Raw genomic sequence first — 20097 nt, forward strand, 5'->3', positions numbered from 1 at the left:
GGCTGACGCAGAGAGTATGGCCGCCACCGGAATGGTCGAATGATTTTCCGGCAAAGAAACACGGCCTTACCCCACTTGTGCGGCACCGGTGTGCGGAGTTGGGCTCCACTGTTCATCGTGTGGCCGTTCTGCGCCTGTGTGCCGTTGACGCTCTGCTGTCACTCTGGTGCTGTTGGTATTCGCCGGACGTGAGGAGTACGCATGCACGCGCACGCAGTCGCCGCCGCGGCCACCGCGGCCCTGGGGGCGACGGTCCTGCTGAGCCCCGCCTCCGACGGCCGGCCGGTCCGGGCGGCCCAGCCCACGGTGGTCGCCCACCGAGGGGCCTCCGCGTACGCGCCCGAGAACACGCTGGCCGCCATCGACAAGGCGGCGAAGCTCGGCTTCTCCTGGGTGGAGAACGACGTGCAGCGCACCAAGGACGGCAAGCTGGTCGTCATCCACGACGACAGCCTGGCGCGCACCACGAACGTCGAGGACGTGTTTCCCGGCCGGGCCCCCTGGAAGGTGAAGGACTTCACGGCGGCCGAGATCGCCCGGCTGGACGCGGGCAGCTGGTTCTCCCCCGCCTACGCGGGCGCGCGCGTGCCGACGCTGGAGCGGTACATGCGCCGGGTCGAGCACAACCACGAGAAACTGCTGCTCGAGGTCAAGAACCCCGAGCTGTACCCCGGCATCGAGCAGCAGATCCTCAAGACCCTGAGCAACGAGGGCTGGCTCGACCGCGCGCACCGCGGCAGGCTCATCGTGCAGAGCTTCAGCGCGGACAGCATCCGCACCGTGCACCAGCTCAAGCCGGCACTGACCACCGGTTACCTGGGCCGTCCGACGGTCGCGGCACTGAGCGGGTACGCCCGGTTCGCGGACCTGATCAACCCCTCGTACGCGGACATCTCCGCGAGCTACGTGTCGACCGTGCACGCTCTGAAGGGGGCGCACGGCAAACCTCTCCGGGTGTTCACCTGGACGGTGAACGACGCGGCCACGGCCCGGAAGGTCAGGGGCTTCGGCGTCGACGGGATCATCACCAACAAGCCGGACGTGGTGCGGACGGCGCTGAGCGCCGACTGAGCCGGGCCCCGGTCCGGGGGCGTTGTCAGTGGCGGGTCGTAGCGTGGGCGGCATGGACAGCCATGGGCAGGACGGACAGCGGGTCGTGTGGGCGGTCGTGGGCAGCCGCATCGGCCCGCTGATGCTGGCCGCGAGCGGTCAGGGACTGGTCAACGTCGTCTTCCACGCCACCGGCCCGGTGTGCGAGCGCGCGCTGAGGCGGCTGGCGGCGCGGTACGGCACCGAGCCGGTCCAGGAGCCGGGCGCGCCCCTGCTGGCCGAGGCGATACGGCAGGTCGAGGCGTATCTCGCGGGTGAGCGCCACGACTTCGATCTGCCGCTGGACTGGTCGCTGATCTCAGGCTTCAACCGGACGGTGCTGCGCGAGCTGGCCGACGGCGTCCCGTACGGCACGGTGGTGGGTTACGGCGATCTGGCCCGGCGGGTCGGACAGCCGGGCGGGGCGCAGGCGGTGGGCACGGCGATGGGCGCCAATCCGCTGCCGGTCGTCGTGCCGTGTCACCGGGTGGTGGAGAGCGACGGCGGGATCGGTGGGTTCGGGGGCGGGCTGGAGACGAAGCGGCAGCTGCTCGCGCTGGAGGGCGTACTGCCCGAGCCGCTGTTCTGACGGCGCCTCCCGGCGGGCCGAGTGACGCGATATCGGGGTCGGGCGTTTGGCCGGGGGTCGCGCCCGCCAGAGATGAGGGGAGGCGACTGACGGGAGGCGGGCGCGTGGTGCTGGTGTTGTCCGAGGAGGTCCGGGAGGCGACAGTCGCCGGACGGCCGGTGGTGGCCCTGGAGTCCACGATCATCGCGCACGGGCTGCCGCGCCCGCGCAATCTCCAGGTGGCGCTGGAGCTGGAGGACGTGGTCCGGCGCGAGGGAGCCGTTCCCGCGACGATCGCCGTGCTCGACGGGCGGCCCCATGTCGGGCTGGACAAGGACCAGTTGGAGCGGGTCGCCAACGAGGACGGCATCCGCAAGCTGGGCCACCGGGATCTGCCCCTGGCCATGGCCGCGGGGGCGAGCGGGGCGACCACGGTGTCGGCGACGGCTCAGTTGGCCGCGCTGGCGGGCATCCGGGTGTTCGCCACCGGCGGCCTGGGCGGTGTGCACCGGCAGTGGACGGTGACCCAGGACGAGTCGGCCGACCTGGGGCTGCTGGCCCGGACCCGGATCACCGTGGTGTGCGCGGGCGTGAAGTCGATCCTGGACGTTCCGGCCACCCTGCAGCGGCTGGAGACGCTGGGCGTGGCCGTCGCCGGTTACCGCACCGAGCGGTTCCCCGGCTTCTATCTGTCCGACTCGGGGCATCCGGTGGACTGGACGCTGCGTGATCCGGAGCAGGTCGCGGAGGTCATGCGGGCGCAGGACGCCCTCGGCACCCTGGAATCGGCGCTGATCGTCGCCAATCCCGTCCCGCCGGAACGGCAGCTCGACCCCGGGCTGCACGCGCGCGTGCTCACCGAGGCGCTGCGTGCCTGTGAGGAGGAGGGCGTCACCGGTCAGGCCGTCACACCGTTCCTGCTGGCTCATCTGGTCCGGCACACGGACGGGGCCTCGCTGCGCGCCAACCTGGCCGCGGTGCGCGGGAATGTGGAGCTGGCGGCGCGGATCGCCACGGCGTGGGCGATGAGGTGACCGGCGGCCCGCAGGGTGGGCTGCTGGTCGTCGGGGACGTGATCACCGACGTGGTGGCCCGGCACCGGGGCCCGCTCGCCGCGAGCACCGACACCGTCGCCGTGATCCGGACGCTGCCGGGCGGGGCGGGCGCCAACGTGGCGTGCTGGGCCGCCGACGCGGGCTGTGCGGACGTACGGCTGCTGGCGCGGGTGGGCGCGGACGCGGCGCGGTGGCACGAGCGGGAGCTGCTGGCGGGCGGGGTGCGGCCACTGCTGGTGGTGGACCCGGTGGCGCCGACCGGCACGGTGATCTGTCTCGTCGACGGTGAGGCGGCGGCCGAGCGCACGTTCCTCACCTCCAGCGGGGCATCGCTGCGGCTCGAACCAGCCGACTGGTCTGATGAGTTGCTCGACGGCGTGGCCCGGCTGCATCTGTCGGGCTACCTGCTGTTCGCCGAGTCCAGCCGGGCGTTGGCCGAGGCCGCGCTGGCGGCGGCACGCGCGCGTGGGGTGCCGGTCAGCCTGGACCCGGCTTCGGCGGGGTTCCTCGCGCGGTTCGGGGCGGACCGGTTCCTGGAGTTCGCCAAACGGCTCGATGTGCTGCTGCCCAGCCGGGACGAGGCGTGCCTGCTCACAGGGGTGTCCGACTGGGCCGGGGCGGCGGCGGAGTTGAGCGGGCTCGGGCCTGTGGTGGTGGCCAAGTCGGGGGCTGAGGGGGCGTTGGTGGCCCGGTCGGGGGTCGTGTGCGCCCGGGTTCCCGCGGTACCGGCCCGCGCGGAGGACAGCACGGGTGCCGGGGACGCGTTCACCGGCGCGTTCCTCGCGGCTCTGGTGGCGGGCGCCAGTGCGGAGGTCGCGGCGGAGTGGGGTTGCCGGGCCGGGGCGCGGGCGGTGGAGCGGGTGGGCGGCCGGCCGCCGTGCCCGGACGACGACGGGCGGGCGCCGCACACAGCCTGAAACTCGCGCGCTGCTCAGACCTTGCGCCCCCACGCGGAGATCAGCGGCGCGGTGGCGAGGTCCATGCCGCCCGCCGCGACATTGGCGAGATGCCGGTCGATGTCCTCGTCGGTGGCCAGCCCCGCTTCGACCAGGCGGCCCCGGATCTGACGGACCGTGGCCAGTTCGAGCGCGGTGCACGCCGGTGAGGTGAGCGGGAAGTACACGTCGGCCTCGACCTCCCGCAGCCCCGCCTCGCGGAGCAGGCGCGGCAGGCGGCGGCCGTAGGAGAGGTCGGCGCCGCGCTCGGCGAGGAGCCGGCGGAAGCCCTGGCGGAGCCGGTTGGCGAGCCGCTGCTCGGGGCCGTGCTCGTCGGGGCAGGTCAGGGGTTGCAGGGCCGGGTCGGCGTCCTCGATCAGCAGACGGCCGCCGGGCCGCAGCGAGTCGATCATGGAGCGCAACGCCCGTTCCCGGTCCGGGACATGGACGAGTACGAGCCGGGCGTGCACGAGGTCGAAGCCCCGGCCCGGCGCCTCCTCGGCGCCCACGTCGTGGGTGCGGACCTCCACCGGCGGCCGGGCCACCGTGTCCAGACGGGAGGTGTCGATGTCGGTGGCGACGACGGTGCCGGTCGGGCCCACCTTCCTCGCGAGCCAGGAGACGACCGAGGTGCCTCCGGCGCCGACCTCCCAGCAGCGCAGGCCGGGGCCGACGCCGAGGCGTTCGAGGTGGCGGAACGTGGTGGGATCGAAGAGCGAGGCGAAGGCGTCGAAGCGTTCGCCCGCCTCGGTCTGCTGGTTGTCCAGGAGGTATCCGTCGGATCTCGTCATGTTCCGCATGGTCCCAGCCCGTCGCCGCGACCGACGCGGCCGACCCTCCGTCCACAGGCGGGAACCAAGCGGAATGCGCGATTCCCACAGGCTTCCCCGACTTTCTCGACGGACTGGCAAACTGACCGCGCAGGACACGAAGGGTGTCAGGTGCGGAGATCCAGGCAAGGAGATCCAGATGTCGATGGCGGGGAATCTGCGGAAAGTCACGAAGCTGAGCAAGGTCGGCGGCCTGCGCAAGGTGGCCGGTCTGGCCCGGCGCCGGCCGCGTGTGGACCTGAGCCACCCGGCCAGGTCGCCGCTGGGTTCCTCGGTCGTGAACTGCGTGATGTATCAGGACGGAATACGTGTACCGGGCTCCGCCGATGTGGTGGACGCCGTGAAGACGGTCCGCAACACCGGTGACGGCTTCGTCTGGCTGGGTCTGCACGAGCCGACGACGGAGGAGTTCGCCGGAGTCGCCGAGCTGTTCGACCTGCATCCGCTGGCGGTGGAGGACGCGGTGGAGGCCCACCAGCGCCCGAAGCTGGAGCGGTACGGCGACACGCTCTTCGCGGTGCTGAAGACGGTCTGCTACGTGGAGCACGAGCAGTTGACTGCGACGAGCGAGGTGGTGAACACCGGCGAGATCATGGTGTTCCTCGGCGAGGACTTCGTCATCACCGTGCGGCACGGCCACCATGGCTCGCTGGGCCCGCTGCGCGAGGAGTTGGAGGCGCGTCCGCGTCAGCTGGCCAAGGGGCCTTCGGCGGTGCTGCACGCCGTCGCGGACCATGTGGTGGACGAGTATCTGAACGTCACGGACGCGGTGCAGGGCGATGTCGAGCAGGTCGAGACGGATGTGTTCTCGGAGGAGGGCGCGCGGGCCGATCCGGGGCGGATCTACCAGCTGAAGCGCGAACTGCTCGAACTGAAACGGGCCGCGGTCCCGCTGGTGCGCCCGGTGGAGGACCTGGCCACCCGGCCGATGAAGGTGGTCGACCCGGAGATACAGGCGTACTTCCGGGATGTGATGGACCATCTGATACGGGCCAAGGACCAGATCGCCGCGTTCGACGAGCTGCTCAACTCCATCCTCCAGGCACATCTCGCGCAGGTGACGGTCGCGCAGAACGAGGACATGCGGAAGATCACGGCCTGGGCCGCGATCGTCGCGGTGCCGACGATGGTCTGTGGTGTCTACGGCATGAACTTCGAGTACATGCCCGAGGCGCACTGGCACTACGGCTACCCGCTCATCATGGGGATCACAGCGCTGGCCTGTTCCGTGCTCTGGCGGGGCTTCCGGCGCAACGGCTGGTTCTGACAGGCCGGCCGGGCCTCCGGGTCCCGGATCGGTGGGGTCAGCCGCTCCAGGCGGGGTGCCGTGGGTCGTCGGCGCGCACCAGGACGTCTGCCGTCGCGGCGGGGTCGGTCTCCGTCTCGTAGCGGGCGAAGGCGGGGAGCGTCCAGTGGTCGGTTTCGGGTGTGCGGCGGCGCAGGGCGCCGGGTGACAGGAGGATGTGGACGGCCAGGTCGAAGGGGAACCAGTGCCGTAGGAGAAGGGGGCCGTGCAGCAGCAGTACCCCGCCGGGCGGGAGCTGGACGTAGGAGCTGCGGGTGGCGCGGTCGGTGACCGGGTCCCACAGGTCGGGCAGCACCCGCCCGTCGCCTCCGGCGTCCAGGGGCCCGAGGACCTCACGCCACAGCGCGCCGGTGTCGATCCAGCCGCTGTAGTACGACTCCTCGTCCCGCCGGCCGTGTTCCAGGCGGAGGGAGGCGGGGCGCAGGAAGTCCTCGGCGCCGACGACCAGTGAGGGCCGGCCGCGTACCCGGAGTGCCTCGGCGAGCCGGGCTGCGAGGTCTCCCGGCCGGGCGGCGGGCGCTCCGTCGAGGCCCACGCGCGGCCAGGGGCTGCCGTCGGCGGGCTCCAGCTCGAGAATCCGGTCGGCGAGCCGTTCGGCCAGCCGCTCCCAGGTGATCGCTTCGAGTCGCACAGGCCCATGATGCCGGGAAGCCGGAGGAGGCAGGAAAGGCAGGCGAGGAAGGAAAGGAGGAGTGGCCCGGCGCCCTGCGGGAGGGCAGGCCGGTGGCGGGGAATGAACCGCGTATGGCACGTCCCGCAAGCGCACGCCGTCCCGTGGACCCACGCTCCCCCGCACCGCCCGATGCCGGAGGCGGCCCGGTCGTGGTCCAGCCACAGCGGCGGAAGCACTGCGCGGCGTGTCGGCAGGGTCCGCTGGCGTTGCTGGTGCTGGAGGACGGGGTGCCACGTTGCCTCGACTGCGCGGATCTGGGGCACCTGGTGTTCCTGCCGCGCGGGGATGCCGCGCTGACCCGCAGGGCGCGGGAGGAGAGCGCGCTGTCGGCGGTGGTCGTGCGGTTCGCGCGGCGTCGCGGCCGGTACGAGCGCCAGGGCCTGCTGGTGGAGGAGGCCGCGCTGGCGCGGGCCGAGGAGCGGTGTCTGGCCGACGCGGAGGTCCGGCAGCGGCGGCGGGCACGGGACGCACGACGCAGGGGGGAGACGGACGAGCGCTTCGTCGCGGAGTTCGCGGCGGAGATCGGGCGGCTGTTCCCCGGCTGTCCGGCCGGCCGGGCACGGGCGGTCGCCGAGCACGCGGGGCTTCGGGGCAGCGGGCGGGTCGGGCGCAGCGCGGCGGGACAGGCGCTGTCGGAGGCGGCGGTGACCTCGGCGGTGGTGGCGTCCGTACGGCACCTGGACACGCCGTACGACGAGCTGCTGATGAGCGGGGTGCCCAGGCGCGAGGCACGCGGCCGGATCGCCGGGGCCGTGGAAGAGGTGCTGCGGGAGTGGCGGGGACCGGCCCCGCAGGCGGCGGAGTCGGTCCGAGTACCGGGAGAGGAGTGACGGGAGTGGAGCGAGGGGGTGGAGGTTCACCGGCGCGGGTCGGCGGCCCGCGCGGCGCGGAAAGGTGCCGTCCGCCGCCCTGCGCGGGGGTCTGTGGCGACGTATCGTGGCCGGAAGAACACCGGGACGGGGCCGCGCCCGTGCCGGGCGACCGCCGAGTGACCCCCACCCGATGCCGCACCGGCCCGTGGTACCCCCGGCGCCCCCATACCCCGGTACACGTCCGCGAGGAAGACGCCCATGGCCGATCCCAAGGGGTTCATGAGCACGCCGCGCCAGGAGTGGCCGCGGCGGCCCGTGGTGGAGCGGGTCCGGGACTGGGACGAGGTCTATGTGCCGGGGGCGTTGCTGCCCATCGTCAGCGCGCAGGCGAACCGGTGCATGGACTGCGGGGTCCCCTTCTGCCACGAAGCCTGCCCGCTGGGGAACCTGATCCCCGAGTGGAACGACCTGGTGGCCCGGTCGGACTGGCGGGCGGCGAGTGAGCGGCTGCACGCGACGAACAACTTCCCGGAGTTCACCGGCAGATTGTGCCCGGCGCCGTGCGAGGCGGGGTGCGTGCTGGCCATCAACCAGCCCGCCGTCACGATCAAGAACGTCGAGTGGGCGATCGCCGAGCGGGCCTGGGAGGAGGGCTTCGTGCCGCCCCGGCCGCCGGACCGGCTGTCCGGGAAGACGGTCGCGGTGATCGGGTCGGGGCCGACCGGGCTCGCCGCCGCGCAGCAGCTGACGCGGGCGGGGCACACCGTCGCGGTGTACGAGAAGGACGACCGGATCGGGGGGCTGATGCGGTACGGCATCCCCGAGTTCAAGATGGAGAAGCGCTGTCTGGACCGGCGGCTGGAGCAGATGCGGGCGGAGGGGACGCGGTTCCGTACGTCGACGGCGGTGGGGCGGGACGTGCCGGCGCCGGAGCTGCGGTCGCGGTACGACGCGGTGGTGATCGCCACGGGAGCCACGGCGTGGCGGGAACTGGCCGTACCAGGACGGGAGTTGGCCGGGGTCCAACAGGCGATGGAGTATCTGCCGCCGGCCAACCGGGTGTGCGCGGGCGACCTGGAGGTCAATCCCTTCTCGGCGGCGGGGCGGCACGTGGTGATCGTGGGCGGCGGGGACACCGGGGCCGACTGCCTGGGGACGGCGGTGCGCGAGGGTGCCGCGTCCGTGACCCAGCTGGACATCTACGCCCGGCCGGGCGAGGCGCGGGACGAGGAGGCGGAGCCGTGGCCGACGTACCCGAAGCTCTACCGTCTCTCCGGCGCGCACGAGGAGGCGGGTGAGCTGCGGACGGCTCCGGCGGCGGACGCGGACGCCCGGCTGTTCGCGGCGTCCACGCTCCGGTTCACCGGGGACGAGCGGGGGCGGGTGAAGGAGCTGCACCTGGTGGAGGTGGACGAGCGGCGGCAGCCGGTGGCGGGCACCGAGCGGGTGCTGCCCGCCGGTCTGGTGCTGCTGGCGCTCGGTTTCTCCGGCCCGGACCGCGCGGACGGACTCATCGACCAGCTGGGGCTGGTGACGGAGCCGCGCGGCACGATCGCGCGGGACGGGGACTTCGGTACGAACGTGCCGGGGGTGTTCGCCGCCGGGGACGCCGCTCGCGGACAGTCGCTCGTGGTGTGGGCGATCGCGGAGGGCCGGGCGGTGGCGGCGGCCGTGGACCGCTATCTGATGGGCGAGTCGTGGTTGCAGGCGCCGATCTCGCCGTACGACCGGCCGATGGCGGTGTAGCCATCGGCCGGACCGGAAAGGAGAGGAGGGGAGGGTGACGAATGGTCAGGTAAGGCGTGCGGCAAGGGTGGTGCGCATGAGTCAAAAACAGTGACAGCGGTTCAGGACAGCAGGAAGTCCGCCTCTCCCGCCTTCGCGCCCGCGATGAAGGCGGTCATCTCGGCGGATGTGTATATCAGCGCGGGGCCGTCCGGGTCGGTGGACTGACGCAGGGCGATGCGGCCGTCGGCCAGTTTCATGGCCTCCAGGCAGTTGCCGCCGTTGCCGCCGCTCCAGGGCTTGTGCCAGCCCACGGCGCCCAGCTCCCGCGCGGGCATGCCGTTGTAGACGCGGCGGCGCGGATTGATGCGATCCATTACAGCTCCTTGCGGAGATCCCGCAGGATCTCCTTCGTGCGTTGTGCCGTGGCGGCCTGTGCCGCCATGCGGTCCATGACCTCCAGGTGGGTCGCCACCTCGGAGCGCGCGTCGAGGTAGACGGCGCCGGTCAGGTACTCGCTGTAGACCATGTCGGGGAGTTCGGGCATGGCGAACCGGAACAGTACGAAGGGGCCGTACGTGCCCGGATGCGGCCCGTTGGCGAACGGGGCCACCTGGAGCGTGACACCGGGCAGCGTCGTCGCTTCGAGGAGTTGGTCGAGCTGGGCGCGCATCACCTCCGGCCCGCCGACCGGGCGGCGCAGGGCGGTCTCGTCCATCACCGCCCAGAAGCGGGGGGCGTCGGGGCGGGTGAGCAGTTCCTGACGGCGCATGCGCAGGTCGACGTGGCGTTCGATGTCGTCGGGGCTGGTCTGGCCGATGGCGCCGGATCTGAGCACCCCGCGCGCGTACTCCTCGGTCTGGAGCAGGCCGGGGACGAAGTGCGGCTCGTAGGAACGGATGAGCGCGGCGGCGCCCTCCAGGCTGACGTACATGGAGAACCAGCCCGGCAGGATGTCGTGGAACCGCTGCCACCAACCGGGTCTGTTGGCCTCCTCGGCCAGTTGGACGAAGAGTTCGGCCTCGTCCTCGGGAACACCGTAGGACTTCAGCAGCAGTTGCAGGTACGGGATCTTGAGGGAGACCTCGGCCATCTCCATCCGGCGCACGGTGGCGGGGGCGACGCGAAGGACGCGGGCGGCCTCCTCGCGCTTGAGCCCAGCGCGTTCCCGCAGGTCCAGCAGGCGGCGGCCGAGGACCACCTGGCCCACGGTCGGCGCGGACCGCGGTTCGCTCACGTTGCCACCTCCGACGGAAGAGATACCGGTTCCCTGGGCGGGAATTCCCGGCGAGGGAACCCCGACAGCCCTGCGGCGCCGTTCGAAGACTCATTCGAAGATCCGTCCGGATCGACGACGGTCCCAATTGGCGCCGCGCGAGGTGCTGTTGCGAGCAGTGTGCCATGGCCGTTCACCGCGTCATACAGCACTCTGCATTTTTCAGAGTGACACTTGCCAAGTGTTCACGGCGGGGAGATAGTGGCAAGCGTGATTCCGTCCGCGCCCTTAGGAACAGACTCCGCCGCAGACCGTTCCCGTCTCGGCGTCGCAACGGCACCGGCAGCGGCTCCGGTCGGGGCCGGCCGCCGGTTCCGCTTCGAGCTGGCCGCGCATCCGGGCTCTCCCGCCCAGGCCAGACGCCTGGCACGGGCCCGGCTGACCGGCTGGTCGGTGTGCGCGGACACCTGCGACAGCGCGGTCCTGGTCATGTCCGAGCTGGTCACCAACGCGATCGTGCACACCGCGAGCAGTCGCGTGGTGTGCGAACTGCTCGACCACGACGGCCTGGTGCGCATCGCCGTGCGCGACGAGGGATGCGCACCCGGCGAGCCCCACCCGGCACAGCAGCGGCCCGACGAGGAGCACGGGAGGGGATTGCTTCTCGTCGCCGCGCTGTGCCGGGCCTGGGGTGCACAGGAGCACGGGCCCGGCCTGCTGGTCTGGGCCGAGCTGGAGCGGAGCCCCGCGACGGACGGGCAGGCCGACCCCCCGTCACACACCGACACCTCGTCGCACACTGGCGCCGAGCCACGCCACGATCTCGGCTGGGGCACGCGCGGCAAGCCCGACCCGGCCCGCGCCCCCGGCGAGGACGAACGCGCCGACACCGCGCGTCACGCACGGGTGCCGGAGCAGTACGCCCGCGCCGCCGAGCGGAACGACACCTGGAGGCGGCCGTGATCGGCGCCGCCGGGCAGCCGCTCGGCCTGGACACCCTGGTCCGCCTCGGACGCGGCCGCGCCGCTCCCGACCGGGCCCCGGGGCCGCCGGTGCCGGAGGGCATGACCGCCCCGCTCGGCTGCGACGCCGTCGCCATGCCCGACCGCCTGGCGGCGCTGATCGTCCCCCGGCTGCCTCGGGTGGGCTGCGTGTACGCCGACGGCGGGCGCTGGTGGTGGATCGTTCCGGCGGACTCCGACTACGCCCTCCCCTGGCCCGCCCCCGCCGAGTACGCCGCCGGCGCCCCGGTCCCCGGCACCGCGCGTCTGCTGCGCCGCCCGGCGGGCACGATCCCCTACACCCCGCCGATCCCGCTGTACCTGGCCCTGTGCCGGGTCACGGGCACGACCCCGGACTGGTCCCGGCCCATATCGGCCTGACGGCATCCGTGTCGGCCGGCCGCCGCGCACCCCCGTACGCCCCCGTTACCCCCGCTCGCGCTCTGCCCGTTCCGGACGCCCGCGGGGATAGTGGCCGTTCGGCCACGGCGAGGGGGAGGTTCGCGGTGCGGCAGCGGCGGGAGCAGGACGGGCCAGGTGCATCGGAGGGGCCGGGCGGCCCCCAGGTCTCGGAGTCGGAGCGGCTGCTGTTCGGCGGCCCCCTCCGGTACGACATGGGGTGGAACGAGCACGCCGACGCGTTCCTGGAGCTGAGTTTCCGGTCGATGGTGCGGCGGCTGCCGGGCATGCTGGCGTCCAGTCTCCGGCTGGCCCGGCAGGCGGACCCGCGGGCCGCCCGTACCGTGCTCGCCGCCGAGGTGGGCCGGGGTCTGGCCCAGGCGGTGAGCCTGCTGGCCGTGAACAGCGCGCTCGGCAGCCTGCTCACCGGCCCGGACATCGAACGCCGGCTGCGCGCCGCCGTACCCGCCCTCGCGGTGATGGCCGCGATGATGCTGGTCGCGGCGCTGCTGCGGGCCGCCTCGACGTACGCCACCGGGCGCCTGGAGCCCAAGGTGGAGCGGGTGGCGACCGAGCTGTATCTGGAGCGGGCGGCAAATGTGGAGCTGGCCGCGATCGAGGACCACGCCTTCCACAAGCTGCTGGACACCGCGCAGTACGGCGCCCGGTCGGCGCGCCACATGATCTCGTACAGCGCGCGGGTGATCAACGCGCTGATCTCGCTGATCGCGGCGGCCGGTGTGCTGACCGTGCTGCATCCCGCGCTGCTGCCGCTGCTGGTCACCATGACGCTGCCCAGCGCCTGGAGCGCCCTGACCAACGCGCGGCGGCGCTACGAGTCGTTCCACACCTGGGTGCAGCACGTGCGGGCCGGGCAGCTGATCGGCAGTCTGCTGACCGAGCCCGGGGCGGCGCCGGAGATCCGGGTGCACGGGGTCGGCCCGTTCCTGCTGCGGCACTACCGGGCGATGTCGGAGACGGCGGAGGCGGAGCAGGCCCGGCTGTCCCGGCTGGCGGCCCGCACGGGTCTGGCGGCGGCCGCGTGGACGGGGCTGGCGACGCTCGCCACGTACGCCACTCTGGGCGCGCTGCTGCTGGCGGGGGCGATGGCGCTGTCGGTGGCGGGTACGGCGGTCATCGCCATCCGCACCGGTTCGGGGAGCCTGGACACCCTGGTGCTGGAGATCAACCAGCTGCACGAGGAGGCGCTGTTCGTCGGGGATCTGCAACGGCTGTACGTGGAGGCGGCCGAGCGGGCGATCCCGGTGGGCGGTGAGGCGTTGCCGGAGGAGCCGAAGGAGATCAGGTTCGAGGACGTCACCTTCGGCTATCCGGGCGAGTCGGCCCGGCCCGCGCTGGACGGGGTGAGCCTCAGCCTGCCCATGGGCCGGATCATCGCGCTGGTCGGCGAGAACGGTTCGGGCAAGACGACCCTGGTCAAGCTGCTCGCGGGCCTGTACGCGCCGGACCGGGGCCGGGTGCTGTGGGACGGGGTCGACGCGGCGCGGGCGGACCGGCGGCTGCTGGCCGAGCGGGTGGCGATGGTGGCGCAGGACTTCAAACGGTGGCCGTTCACCGCGCGGGTGAACGTGGCGGTGGGCCGTTCCTCCGTGCCGCTGACCGAGGAGCGGCTGGCGGCGGCGGTCACGGAGGCCGGTGCCGAGGAGGTGGTCGCGGGTCTGCCGCGCGGTCTGGACACGCTGCTGGCCCGTAATTTCACCGGCGGCCACGAGCTGTCCGGGGGCCAGTGGCAGCGGCTCGGGATCGCGCGGGCCGCCTACCGGCGCGGCGACATCCTGATCGTGGACGAGCCGACGGCGGCGCTGGACGCGCGGGCCGAGCTGGCGGTGTTCGAGAAGATCCGGGCGCTGGCGGCCGGCGGGCAGACCGTCGTACTGATCACGCACCGGCTCGCCTCGGTCCGGCACGCCGATCTGGTGCATGTGCTGGAGCGGGGCCGGGTGGTGGAGTCCGGCACCCCGGACGAGCTGCTCGCGCGGGGCGGGGTCTACGCGGAGCTGTACGCGCTCCAGGCCGGGCAGTTCACGGCCGCCGTCCCGGCGCAGAAGCGCGGCTGAGTCTCAGTCCACGCCGTCGGCGCCGCGCAGGATCACCAGGAAGGTGTCGGTCGCCAGGTCCATCACGACCTCGGCGGGTACGCCTTCCTGCCGTCGCGCGTGCGCGAACTCCTCCGCGGGCCATGAGCCGCGCGGGCCGCCTGCGGGAAAGCGTTCGAGCACGGTCCGCCCGTTCACCATCTCGCACCTCCAGTCATGCGTCGTACTCAACGAAGTCAACGCGCTGGAGGGGGTGATCGCCTCGCCCGGTGACGGGACTGAGACATAGCCGACACCGGGTCACAGCCGAACGTGAGCGTCCGCTCACCAAAGGACAGCGGCGGGCGCGTTCGGTGCCCGGGCGGGCACGGAACGGCACCGGCCGGTCAGTGGTCGTACTCGTCGCTCAGTGCTCGTACTCGTCGCTCGTGTTAGTCGTTCAGTGCTCGTACTCGTCGTGCAGGCGGAGCCGGTCGCTGCCGTGCGGGTGTCGGCCGAGCGCGGTGAGGTCGAGCAGCCCGGAGAGGGTGCCGAGGCCGTCGAGGGCGTCGTCGTACACCGAGTAGGTGTGGAAGACGCGGTCGCCGTCGCGCAGGAAGCAGCTCAAGCCGGGGCGTTCGGCGGGGGCGCCGTCGCGGTCCACGGTGGCCTCGAAGTCGCGGTTGAAGTCGCTGTGGCAGGAGGAGTACCAGGGCACGGTCCAGCCCATCCGCGCCTTGAAGGGCAGCAGGCGGGTGAACGGCGCGAGCGAGACGGCCGCGAAGGCGGTGTCGCGGGCCCGGAGGTGGGCGAGGTGGCCGAGCTGGTCGAGGAAGGCCGCGCAGCAGGGGCAGCCCGTTTCCTGCTCGGGCGCGAACATGAAGTGGTGGACGACGAGTTGGGCGCGGTCCCCGAAGAGGTCGAGGAGGGTGGCCTTGCCGTCGCCGCCCTCGAGGACGTACTCGGTGCCGACCTCCACCATGGGCAGCCGCCGTCGTTCGGCGCCGAGCGCGGCCCGCGCCCGCTCGACGGTCTCCTCCTTGCGCCGTAACTCCTCGCGCGCCGCCCGCCACCGCTCGCGCGTGACGATCTCCGGAAGCGACATGAGCCCTCCTGTCCGACGGTCCGTTCGGGGTGCTGACCGTGGACGGGGGCACAACTCATCGGCGTACGGCGGACTTTTTTCCGGCGTGGGCTACGCGGCCGTGCGGAGCCCGCTCCAGTCCCGGCCCCCGGCCTCCAGTTCCCGCAGCGCGGACTGGAGTTGGCCGGTGTGCCGGGGGGTGAGGCGGCCGGTGTCGTCCAGGTGGACGGCGCAGGCCGTGGTGGTGTCCACGAGCCGTTCCAGTACGGCGGCCACCTGGTCGGTGCCCCGGGTGTGCCGGGCCAGGGTGGGCAGTTCGGCGGCGGAGACGGCGATGGCGGTACGGGCCTCGGCTAGCGTGCGGTACGCCTCGCGGCGCAGCGCCCAGCGTTCGGTGTGGTCGCCGGTCTCGGCGAGGACGTGCACGAGGTAGGCGTGCGCGGCGCCCCCGGCGGCGGAGAGCCGGGCCCGGACCCCGGCGCCGTGCCGGCCCGGCATCGGCAGGTGGCCGACGATCAGGACGAGCGCGCAGGCCACCAGTGTCTCGGCGATCCGGCCGACGCATGCCTGCGGCTCCCCGCCGACCATGATCAGGGCCAGTACGAGCACGGTGACGACGGCGGTCAGCGCGGCGAAGTGCCGGGTGGAGACGGGCAGCAGCGCGCCGCACACCGTGACCAGCACGATCAGTCCGGCCGGGTTGGGCAGCAGCGCGGCCAGAGCGGCGAATACCAGCGCGCCGAGCACGGTCCCGGCGGCCCGGCACAGCACACGGGAGACCAGCGGGCCGAGGTCGGGCTTGACGAGGAAGACGGCGGTGAGCGGCAGCCAGTACCAGTGCGGGTGGCTGCCGTACCAGCCGGTGTGGTGCAGGGCCTGGGCGATGCCGGCTCCGGCGCCGAAGCAGAGGGCGACGCGCAGCCCGTATTCGCGGCCCGCCGTGCCGAACACGGCCCGCAGCGCGCCGCGTACTCCGCCGCGCCGGCCGAGGGTGAGGTGGCGGGCGCTTCCGGCGCGGTCGAACGCCTCGGCGGCGCGCAGCAGGGCGTCGTCGAGGGCGCGCAGGGCGGGCGCGGCGCGGGTGGGGGCGGGCAGGGGCCCTGCGGCGGCGTTGTCCCGGACGGCGGCGGCGAGCCGCCGGGGGCCCGCCGAGGCCCGTGCGGAGAGCGGTTCGCCGGCCCAGGCGAGGGCGGTGGCGGCCTCGGCCAGGGGGAGCGCGGCACGGTACTGGGCGTGCAGGCGCCGTTCGGCGGCGGAGGCCGCGTGGCGGCGCAGCCGGGGTCCGGCGAGGGCGTCCTGCGCGTGGTCGAGGGCGGCGGTGAGCGCGGCCCGGCGGGCGGGCGCGGTGTCGCCGCCGGCCGCGTCGAGCAGGGCGGCGACGGCGTCGTACACGTCGGCCACCGCCTGGCGTTCGCCGTCGAAGCGGAAGTCTCCCGCGAGTGAGCCGGGGGTGGGCAGCGCGAGGCGGAGCAGGAGCAGCCAGAGCGCTCCGGCGAGGAAGGCGAGGGCTCCCTGCCAGGCGGGCGGTCCGGCGGGGGTGCCGGCGCCGACGGCGGCGGTGACGAGGAGCTGGGTGCCTGCCGCGGAGGCGACGGGGCCGATGACGCTGATCGAGCCGGCGGCCAGGCCGAGCACGGCCAGCGCGAGGGTGAGCGGTACGGCGGACAGGTGCTGTCCGCCGTAGGTGCCCGCGAGCAGGGCGAGGGCGCCGGCCAGGGCGGGGGCGCCGAGCCGTCCGACGGAGGCCCGGCGGCCGCCGGGGCGGTCGTTGATCCCGGCGAGCATGGCGCCGATCGCGGCGAGGACGCCCTCGGCGGTGAGTCCGGTGAAGACCCCGGCGAGCAGCAGCGGTCCGGCGGCGAGGGTGCCCCGGACCACCGCGCTCCAGGGCACTGGGCCGCGCTGGGCGCGGAAGGCGTGGGCGAGCCAGGGCGGAAGTGACCGGACGGCGGGGCGCGACACGGGGCTCCTGTTCGTACGAGGGCGGGGGCCTTCGGACGACGGTGGCCGAGTGGTGGGGTCACTCCAGGGTAGAGCGTGGCGCGCTGGTGGACACGACGCCGAGGTTTCGGGGAGGTGAAAGCTGCCGGGTCAGGGCCACGACGGCGTGAGCAGGATCTCCTCGCTGCGCGTTAATGGGATGCGCGGCAGCGCCTGGGCGCCGAATGATGGGCCGGTTGTCCGTCCATGTCCGTCAGCGCTTCCAGGGAGCCGCCATGATCCGCCGTGTCACCGTGCCCGGTCTCTTCCCGCCGCCGACCTACTCCCACGCCTCCGTCGTGGAGGCGGGCACCCGGCTCGCGTTCCTCGCGGGCGCGGTCCCGCTGGACGAGCGGGGCGAACTGGTCGGGCCGGGCGATCCGGTGCGCCAGGCGGAGCAGGTGATCGCCAACCTGCGGGAGCAGCTGCGGGCGGTGGGCAGCGATCTGGAGCACGTCCTGGTGACCGAGGTGTATGTGGTGAGCGACCAGCCCTCGGTGCTCTCGTCCGTGTGGGAGGTGGTGGAGGCGTCCGGCCTGAGCAAGGGCCCGCACTCCTCCACCCTGCTCGGCGTCGCCTGCCTCGGCTACACCGGCCAGCTGGTGGAGATCACGGCCACGGCCACGATTCCGGAGGAGGGCCGGTGACGGTACTGCTGCGCCGGGCCGCCCCGGCGGACGCCCCCGCCACGGCCGATGTCTGGCTGCGCTCCTTCGCCGCCGCCCTGCCCACGGTCGTCCGCCCGCGCTCGGACGACGAGGTACGCGCCTACATCCGGGACGTGGTGATCCCGCTGCGCGAGACGTGGGTGGCCGAGGCGGAAGAGGGCGCGGTCGTCGGCATGATGGTGCTGGACGGGGGCCTGCTGTCCCAGCTCTACCTGGACCCCGCCCATCGCGGGCGCGGCCTCGGCGACCGGTTCGTCGCGCTGGCCAAGGAGCGCGTGCCGGGTGGGCTGACGCTGTGGACGTTCCAGGTGAACGAGTCCGCGCACCGCTTCTACGAGCGCCACGGCTTCGTGGCCGTGGAGCGCACCGACGGCCGCGACAACGAGGAACGGGAGCCGGACGTGCGGTACGTCTGGCAGCCCCGCTAACGCAGGCCCGCCGCCTGCGCCGCCGTGCCCAGGGTCTCGCGGAGCATCTCCGGGGTGAGGCGGCCGGTGAAGGTGTTGCGCTGGCTGACGTGGAAGCAGCCGTAGAGGTCGAGGCCGCCTTCGAGGGGGACGTGGGTGCCGTGGGCGAAGGCGGGGCGGGGCCGGGGGACGGTCCAGCCCGCCTCGGTGAGCGCGGGCAGGGCGGCCTGCCAGCCGAAGGCGCCGAGCACGACGACGGCCCGCAGTGTCGGCCGCAGCAGCTTGAGCTCCTGCACCAGCCAGGGCCGGCAGGTGTCGCGCTCGCCGGGCGTGGGCTTGTTGGCGGGCGGCGCGCAGTGCACGGGGGCGGTGACCCGGACTCCATACAGTTCCAGCCCGTCGTCGATGCCGGCCGAGGTCGGCTGGGAGGCGAGGCCCAGGTCGTAGAGGGCCTGGTAGAGCACGTCTCCGGAGCGGTCGCCGGTGAACATGCGGCCCGTGCGGTTGCCGCCGTGCGCGGCGGGGGCCAGCCCGATGATCGCCAGGCGGGCGTCGGCGGGGCCGAAGCCTGGCACCGGGCGCCCCCAGTACGTCCAGTCGGCGAACGCGGCCCGCTTGGTACGGGCCACCTCCTCGCGCCACTCCACCAGGCGCGGGCAGGCCCGGCACTCGGTCAGGCGCCGGTCCAGCCGGGCGAGGGCGCTGTCGTCCATGCCGTTCACGGTAGACCGGCCGGGCTGGGCCCGGTCAGGTGAACGCCGCGCCCAGCGCGACGAACCCGCAGATCAGCACCGCCAGCACGGCCAGCAGCGGCCACACGAAGCGCAGATACTTGTCGTAGCCCACCTTGGCGAGAGCCACACCGCCCATGACGACGGCGGTGGTCGGCACCCAGAGGTTCATCCAGCCGCTGGACGCCTGCCAGGCGGTGACGGCGACCGCGCGGGACACCCCGGCGAAGTCGGCGAGCGGGGCGAGGATCGGCATGGCGAGCGTGGCGTGACCCGAGGTGGAGGGGATCAGAAAGGCCAGCGGCAGGTTCACCACGAACACGATGACCGCGAAGACACCGGACGAGGTGCCCTTCACCACGCCCTCGATGGAGTGCAGCACGGTGTCGGTGATCTTCGAGTTGTTCATGATCACGGTGACGCCTCGGGCCAGCACGATGACCAGCGCGGGCGAGATGAAGTCGGCCGCGCCCCGCACGATCGTGGAGCTGAGCCGCTGCTCCCCCATCCGCGCCACCACCCCGACCAGTACGGCCGCGCAGATGAAGAGCGCGGCGAGCTCGGGGAAGGACCAGTCCAGCTCGAAGCCGTACGGGGTGGCGTCCGCGTTCCCGGTGAGCGCGGACGCCCAGGGCACCACCGAGAAGATCATGAACGCGAAGACCAGGACCATCGTGGCCAGCACCGCCCGGTGCAGCCCGGTCAGCTCCGGTTCCGCGTCCGGTGCCTCGGTGGCGTGCTCGCGGTCGCCGGGCAGGAACCCGGTGAGGGAGCGCGCCGGGTCGCGTCGTACCCGCCGGGCGTACCGGATGACGTAGGCGACCGTCACGGCCGTGAGCACCACCCACATCACGAAGCGCAGCGCGATGCCGTCGCCGAGGGAGATGTCGGCCGCCGAGGAGGCCACCCCGGTGGCGAACGGGTTCACCGTCGAGCACATCACCCCGACGCCCGCGCCGAGGATGATCGCGCCGACGGCCACCATCCGGTCGTAGCCGAGGGCGAGCATCAGCGGCACGATCAGACCGTAGAAGCCGAGGGTCTCCTCGGCGAAGCCCTCCACGGTGCCGAGCACCGAGAAGACCACCATGATCCCGGCGATCAGCAGCGCCCCGCGCTCCCGCAGCCGGTGGGCGAGCCGGGCGATGCCCCGGTCCAGCGCGCCGGTGGCGAACACGACGGTGATGAACGCGCCGATGGCCAGCACGAACAGGAACACCCCCGCCGCGCCGTACAACTCCCCCGCCAGAAGGGGCCCCACCAGACCGGTCTTCGGGTCGCGGAGGCCGTACAGCCCGTTGACCGGCGAGAGGAAGAGGTCGTTCAGCCGGTCGACGAAGGACTCCCCCGAGGAGACACGGTGGTACGTCCCCTGCACGGGGGCGCCGGACGCGTCCCGGTCGTACTGCCCCGGCGGGATGAGGAAGGCGAGCAGCCAGATGGCGATCGTCACGACGGCGAGCACGGTCAGCGCGCTGGGGAAGGTGAACGTCCGCCGGTGCCGGGGCGGCTCCTCGGCCTCGACCTCCGTCGTCATGTCCCCTCCTCGCTCCCGGCCGACCTCGGCAACAGCCTCCGGCGC

General features: G+C 73.3%; 21 protein-coding genes. 12 read left to right on the forward strand and 9 right to left on the reverse strand.

The genetic code is table 11. The annotated features are described in order from the left end of the window. The first annotated feature begins 201 nt into the window (after positions 1 to 201). The 4 genes from ACIGA3_RS00890 (at position 202) to ACIGA3_RS00905 (ending at position 3629) form a co-directional block, all read left to right on the forward strand. Entirely contained in the window at positions 202 to 1071 is an 870-nt protein-coding gene (locus ACIGA3_RS00890) for a glycerophosphodiester phosphodiesterase (protein ID WP_399708829.1), read from the forward strand. 52 nt (positions 1072 to 1123) lie between these two features. Continuing rightward, complete coding sequence (locus ACIGA3_RS00895) at positions 1124 to 1678, forward strand: methylated-DNA--[protein]-cysteine S-methyltransferase (RefSeq protein WP_399708832.1); 555 nt, start codon at positions 1124 to 1126, stop codon at positions 1676 to 1678. Between the two features lie 104 nt (positions 1679 to 1782). Continuing rightward, the gene (locus ACIGA3_RS00900) at positions 1783 to 2691 is read left to right on the forward strand and encodes a pseudouridine-5'-phosphate glycosidase (RefSeq protein ID WP_399708835.1); all 909 of its coding nucleotides are present in this window, start codon (positions 1783 to 1785) and stop codon (positions 2689 to 2691) included. Beyond that, on the forward strand, positions 2676 to 3629 hold the full coding sequence (locus ACIGA3_RS00905) for a carbohydrate kinase family protein (protein ID WP_399708838.1): 954 nt from the start codon (positions 2676 to 2678) through the stop codon (positions 3627 to 3629). The genes ACIGA3_RS00900 and ACIGA3_RS00905 overlap by 16 nt, the downstream gene beginning before the upstream one ends. A 14-nt stretch (positions 3630 to 3643) precedes the next feature. Here ACIGA3_RS00905 and ACIGA3_RS00910 read toward each other — a convergent pair whose 3' ends face one another. Further along, entirely contained in the window at positions 3644 to 4438 is a 795-nt protein-coding gene (locus ACIGA3_RS00910) for a methyltransferase domain-containing protein (RefSeq protein WP_399708841.1), read from the reverse strand. 178 nt (positions 4439 to 4616) lie between these two features. Between ACIGA3_RS00910 and ACIGA3_RS00915 the strand changes: the two genes are divergently transcribed. Beyond that, positions 4617 to 5744: a magnesium and cobalt transport protein CorA gene (locus ACIGA3_RS00915; protein WP_399708844.1), complete on the forward strand. Its 1128-nt coding sequence runs from the start codon at positions 4617 to 4619 to the stop codon at positions 5742 to 5744. Between the two features lie 37 nt (positions 5745 to 5781). Here ACIGA3_RS00915 and ACIGA3_RS00920 read toward each other — a convergent pair whose 3' ends face one another. After that, positions 5782 to 6414 (reverse strand): uridine kinase, encoded by a 633-nt coding sequence (locus ACIGA3_RS00920; protein WP_399708847.1) that lies wholly within the window; start codon positions 6412 to 6414, stop codon positions 5782 to 5784. A 269-nt stretch (positions 6415 to 6683) separates the two neighbouring features. On the opposite strand from ACIGA3_RS00920, the gene ACIGA3_RS00925 reads away from it, so the two are divergent. Beyond that, a complete protein-coding gene (locus ACIGA3_RS00925) occupies positions 6684 to 7286 on the forward strand; it encodes a DUF2293 domain-containing protein (RefSeq protein ID WP_399708850.1) in 603 nt (200 codons plus the stop codon). A 240-nt stretch (positions 7287 to 7526) separates the two neighbouring features. Continuing rightward, positions 7527 to 9014 carry a glutamate synthase subunit beta gene (locus tag ACIGA3_RS00930; protein ID WP_399708853.1) on the forward strand — a complete coding sequence of 496 codons (1488 nt, stop codon included), beginning with the start codon at positions 7527 to 7529 and terminating at the stop codon, positions 9012 to 9014. Between the two features lie 101 nt (positions 9015 to 9115). Here the strand turns inward: ACIGA3_RS00930 and ACIGA3_RS00935 are convergent, their stop codons facing one another. Together ACIGA3_RS00935 and ACIGA3_RS00940 are read right to left on the reverse strand one after the other, a co-directional pair. Next, positions 9116 to 9370 carry a DUF397 domain-containing protein gene (locus tag ACIGA3_RS00935; protein WP_388992113.1) on the reverse strand — a complete coding sequence of 85 codons (255 nt, stop codon included), beginning with the start codon at positions 9368 to 9370 and terminating at the stop codon, positions 9116 to 9118. Next, on the reverse strand, positions 9370 to 10230 hold the full coding sequence (locus ACIGA3_RS00940) for a helix-turn-helix transcriptional regulator (protein WP_399708856.1): 861 nt from the start codon (positions 10228 to 10230) through the stop codon (positions 9370 to 9372). The genes ACIGA3_RS00935 and ACIGA3_RS00940 overlap by 1 nt, the downstream gene beginning before the upstream one ends. A 240-nt stretch (positions 10231 to 10470) precedes the next feature. Between ACIGA3_RS00940 and ACIGA3_RS00945 the strand changes: the two genes are divergently transcribed. The 3 genes from ACIGA3_RS00945 (at position 10471) to ACIGA3_RS00955 (ending at position 13687) form a co-directional block, all read left to right on the forward strand. Next, positions 10471 to 11172: an ATP-binding protein gene (locus tag ACIGA3_RS00945; protein ID WP_399708859.1), complete on the forward strand. Its 702-nt coding sequence runs from the start codon at positions 10471 to 10473 to the stop codon at positions 11170 to 11172. Continuing rightward, positions 11169 to 11591 (forward strand): hypothetical protein, encoded by a 423-nt coding sequence (locus ACIGA3_RS00950; RefSeq protein ID WP_399708862.1) that lies wholly within the window; start codon positions 11169 to 11171, stop codon positions 11589 to 11591. The genes ACIGA3_RS00945 and ACIGA3_RS00950 overlap by 4 nt, the downstream gene beginning before the upstream one ends. 233 nt (positions 11592 to 11824) lie before the next feature. After that, the gene (locus ACIGA3_RS00955; RefSeq protein WP_399710744.1) at positions 11825 to 13687 is read left to right on the forward strand and encodes an ABC transporter ATP-binding protein; all 1863 of its coding nucleotides are present in this window, start codon (positions 11825 to 11827) and stop codon (positions 13685 to 13687) included. Between the two features lie 3 nt (positions 13688 to 13690). Here ACIGA3_RS00955 and ACIGA3_RS00960 read toward each other — a convergent pair whose 3' ends face one another. From ACIGA3_RS00960 to ACIGA3_RS00970, 3 genes are all read right to left on the reverse strand, one after another. Next, entirely contained in the window at positions 13691 to 13867 is a 177-nt protein-coding gene (locus ACIGA3_RS00960) for a hypothetical protein (protein WP_399708865.1), read from the reverse strand. A gap of 238 nt (positions 13868 to 14105) precedes the next feature. Next, a complete protein-coding gene (locus ACIGA3_RS00965; protein WP_399708868.1) occupies positions 14106 to 14750 on the reverse strand; it encodes a DUF899 domain-containing protein in 645 nt (214 codons plus the stop codon). Positions 14751 to 14840: 90 nt separating this feature from the next. After that, on the reverse strand, positions 14841 to 16691 hold the full coding sequence (locus tag ACIGA3_RS00970; RefSeq protein WP_399708871.1) for an FUSC family protein: 1851 nt from the start codon (positions 16689 to 16691) through the stop codon (positions 14841 to 14843). A gap of 254 nt (positions 16692 to 16945) precedes the next feature. On the opposite strand from ACIGA3_RS00970, the gene ACIGA3_RS00975 reads away from it, so the two are divergent. Further along, the gene (locus ACIGA3_RS00975) at positions 16946 to 17356 is read left to right on the forward strand and encodes a RidA family protein (RefSeq protein WP_399708874.1); all 411 of its coding nucleotides are present in this window, start codon (positions 16946 to 16948) and stop codon (positions 17354 to 17356) included. Beyond that, the gene (locus ACIGA3_RS00980) at positions 17353 to 17805 is read left to right on the forward strand and encodes a GNAT family N-acetyltransferase (RefSeq protein WP_399708877.1); all 453 of its coding nucleotides are present in this window, start codon (positions 17353 to 17355) and stop codon (positions 17803 to 17805) included. Before ACIGA3_RS00975 ends, ACIGA3_RS00980 begins: the two co-directional genes overlap by 4 nt. Here ACIGA3_RS00980 and ACIGA3_RS00985 read toward each other — a convergent pair. Together ACIGA3_RS00985 and ACIGA3_RS00990 are read right to left on the reverse strand one after the other, a co-directional pair. Next, on the reverse strand, positions 17802 to 18497 hold the full coding sequence (locus tag ACIGA3_RS00985) for a uracil-DNA glycosylase (RefSeq protein WP_399708880.1): 696 nt from the start codon (positions 18495 to 18497) through the stop codon (positions 17802 to 17804). The two genes, ACIGA3_RS00980 and ACIGA3_RS00985, sit on opposite strands and share 4 nt — an antisense overlap. 34 nt (positions 18498 to 18531) lie before the next feature. After that, positions 18532 to 20052 (reverse strand): YfcC family protein, encoded by a 1521-nt coding sequence (locus ACIGA3_RS00990; protein WP_399708883.1) that lies wholly within the window; start codon positions 20050 to 20052, stop codon positions 18532 to 18534. Positions 20053 to 20097 lie beyond the last annotated feature (45 nt).

It is taken from the genome of Streptomyces sp. NPDC085596, assembly GCF_044541565.1.
Taxonomy (GTDB): domain Bacteria; phylum Actinomycetota; class Actinomycetes; order Streptomycetales; family Streptomycetaceae; genus Streptomyces.

Bases quoted from the DNA above. Each gene is read 5' to 3' on its own strand.
- ACIGA3_RS00910 (WP_399708841.1), bottom strand. From the start codon at position 4,438: ATGACGAGATCCGACGGATACCTCCTGGACAACCAGCAGACCGAGGCG.
- ACIGA3_RS00935 (WP_388992113.1), bottom strand. From the start codon at position 9,370: ATGGATCGCATCAATCCGCGCCGCCGCGTCTACAACGGCATGCCCGCG.
- ACIGA3_RS00895 (WP_399708832.1), top strand. From the start codon at position 1,124: ATGGACAGCCATGGGCAGGACGGACAGCGGGTCGTGTGGGCGGTCGTG.
- ACIGA3_RS00930 (WP_399708853.1), top strand. From the start codon at position 7,527: ATGGCCGATCCCAAGGGGTTCATGAGCACGCCGCGCCAGGAGTGGCCG.
- ACIGA3_RS00955 (WP_399710744.1), top strand. From the start codon at position 11,825: ATGGGGTGGAACGAGCACGCCGACGCGTTCCTGGAGCTGAGTTTCCGG.
- ACIGA3_RS00960 (WP_399708865.1), bottom strand. From the start codon at position 13,867: ATGGTGAACGGGCGGACCGTGCTCGAACGCTTTCCCGCAGGCGGCCCG.
- ACIGA3_RS00990 (WP_399708883.1), bottom strand. From the start codon at position 20,052: ATGACGACGGAGGTCGAGGCCGAGGAGCCGCCCCGGCACCGGCGGACG.
- ACIGA3_RS00915 (WP_399708844.1), top strand. From the start codon at position 4,617: ATGTCGATGGCGGGGAATCTGCGGAAAGTCACGAAGCTGAGCAAGGTC.
- ACIGA3_RS00975 (WP_399708874.1), top strand. From the start codon at position 16,946: ATGATCCGCCGTGTCACCGTGCCCGGTCTCTTCCCGCCGCCGACCTAC.
- ACIGA3_RS00985 (WP_399708880.1), bottom strand. From the start codon at position 18,497: ATGGACGACAGCGCCCTCGCCCGGCTGGACCGGCGCCTGACCGAGTGC.
- ACIGA3_RS00890 (WP_399708829.1), top strand. From the start codon at position 202: ATGCACGCGCACGCAGTCGCCGCCGCGGCCACCGCGGCCCTGGGGGCG.
- ACIGA3_RS00965 (WP_399708868.1), bottom strand. From the start codon at position 14,750: ATGTCGCTTCCGGAGATCGTCACGCGCGAGCGGTGGCGGGCGGCGCGC.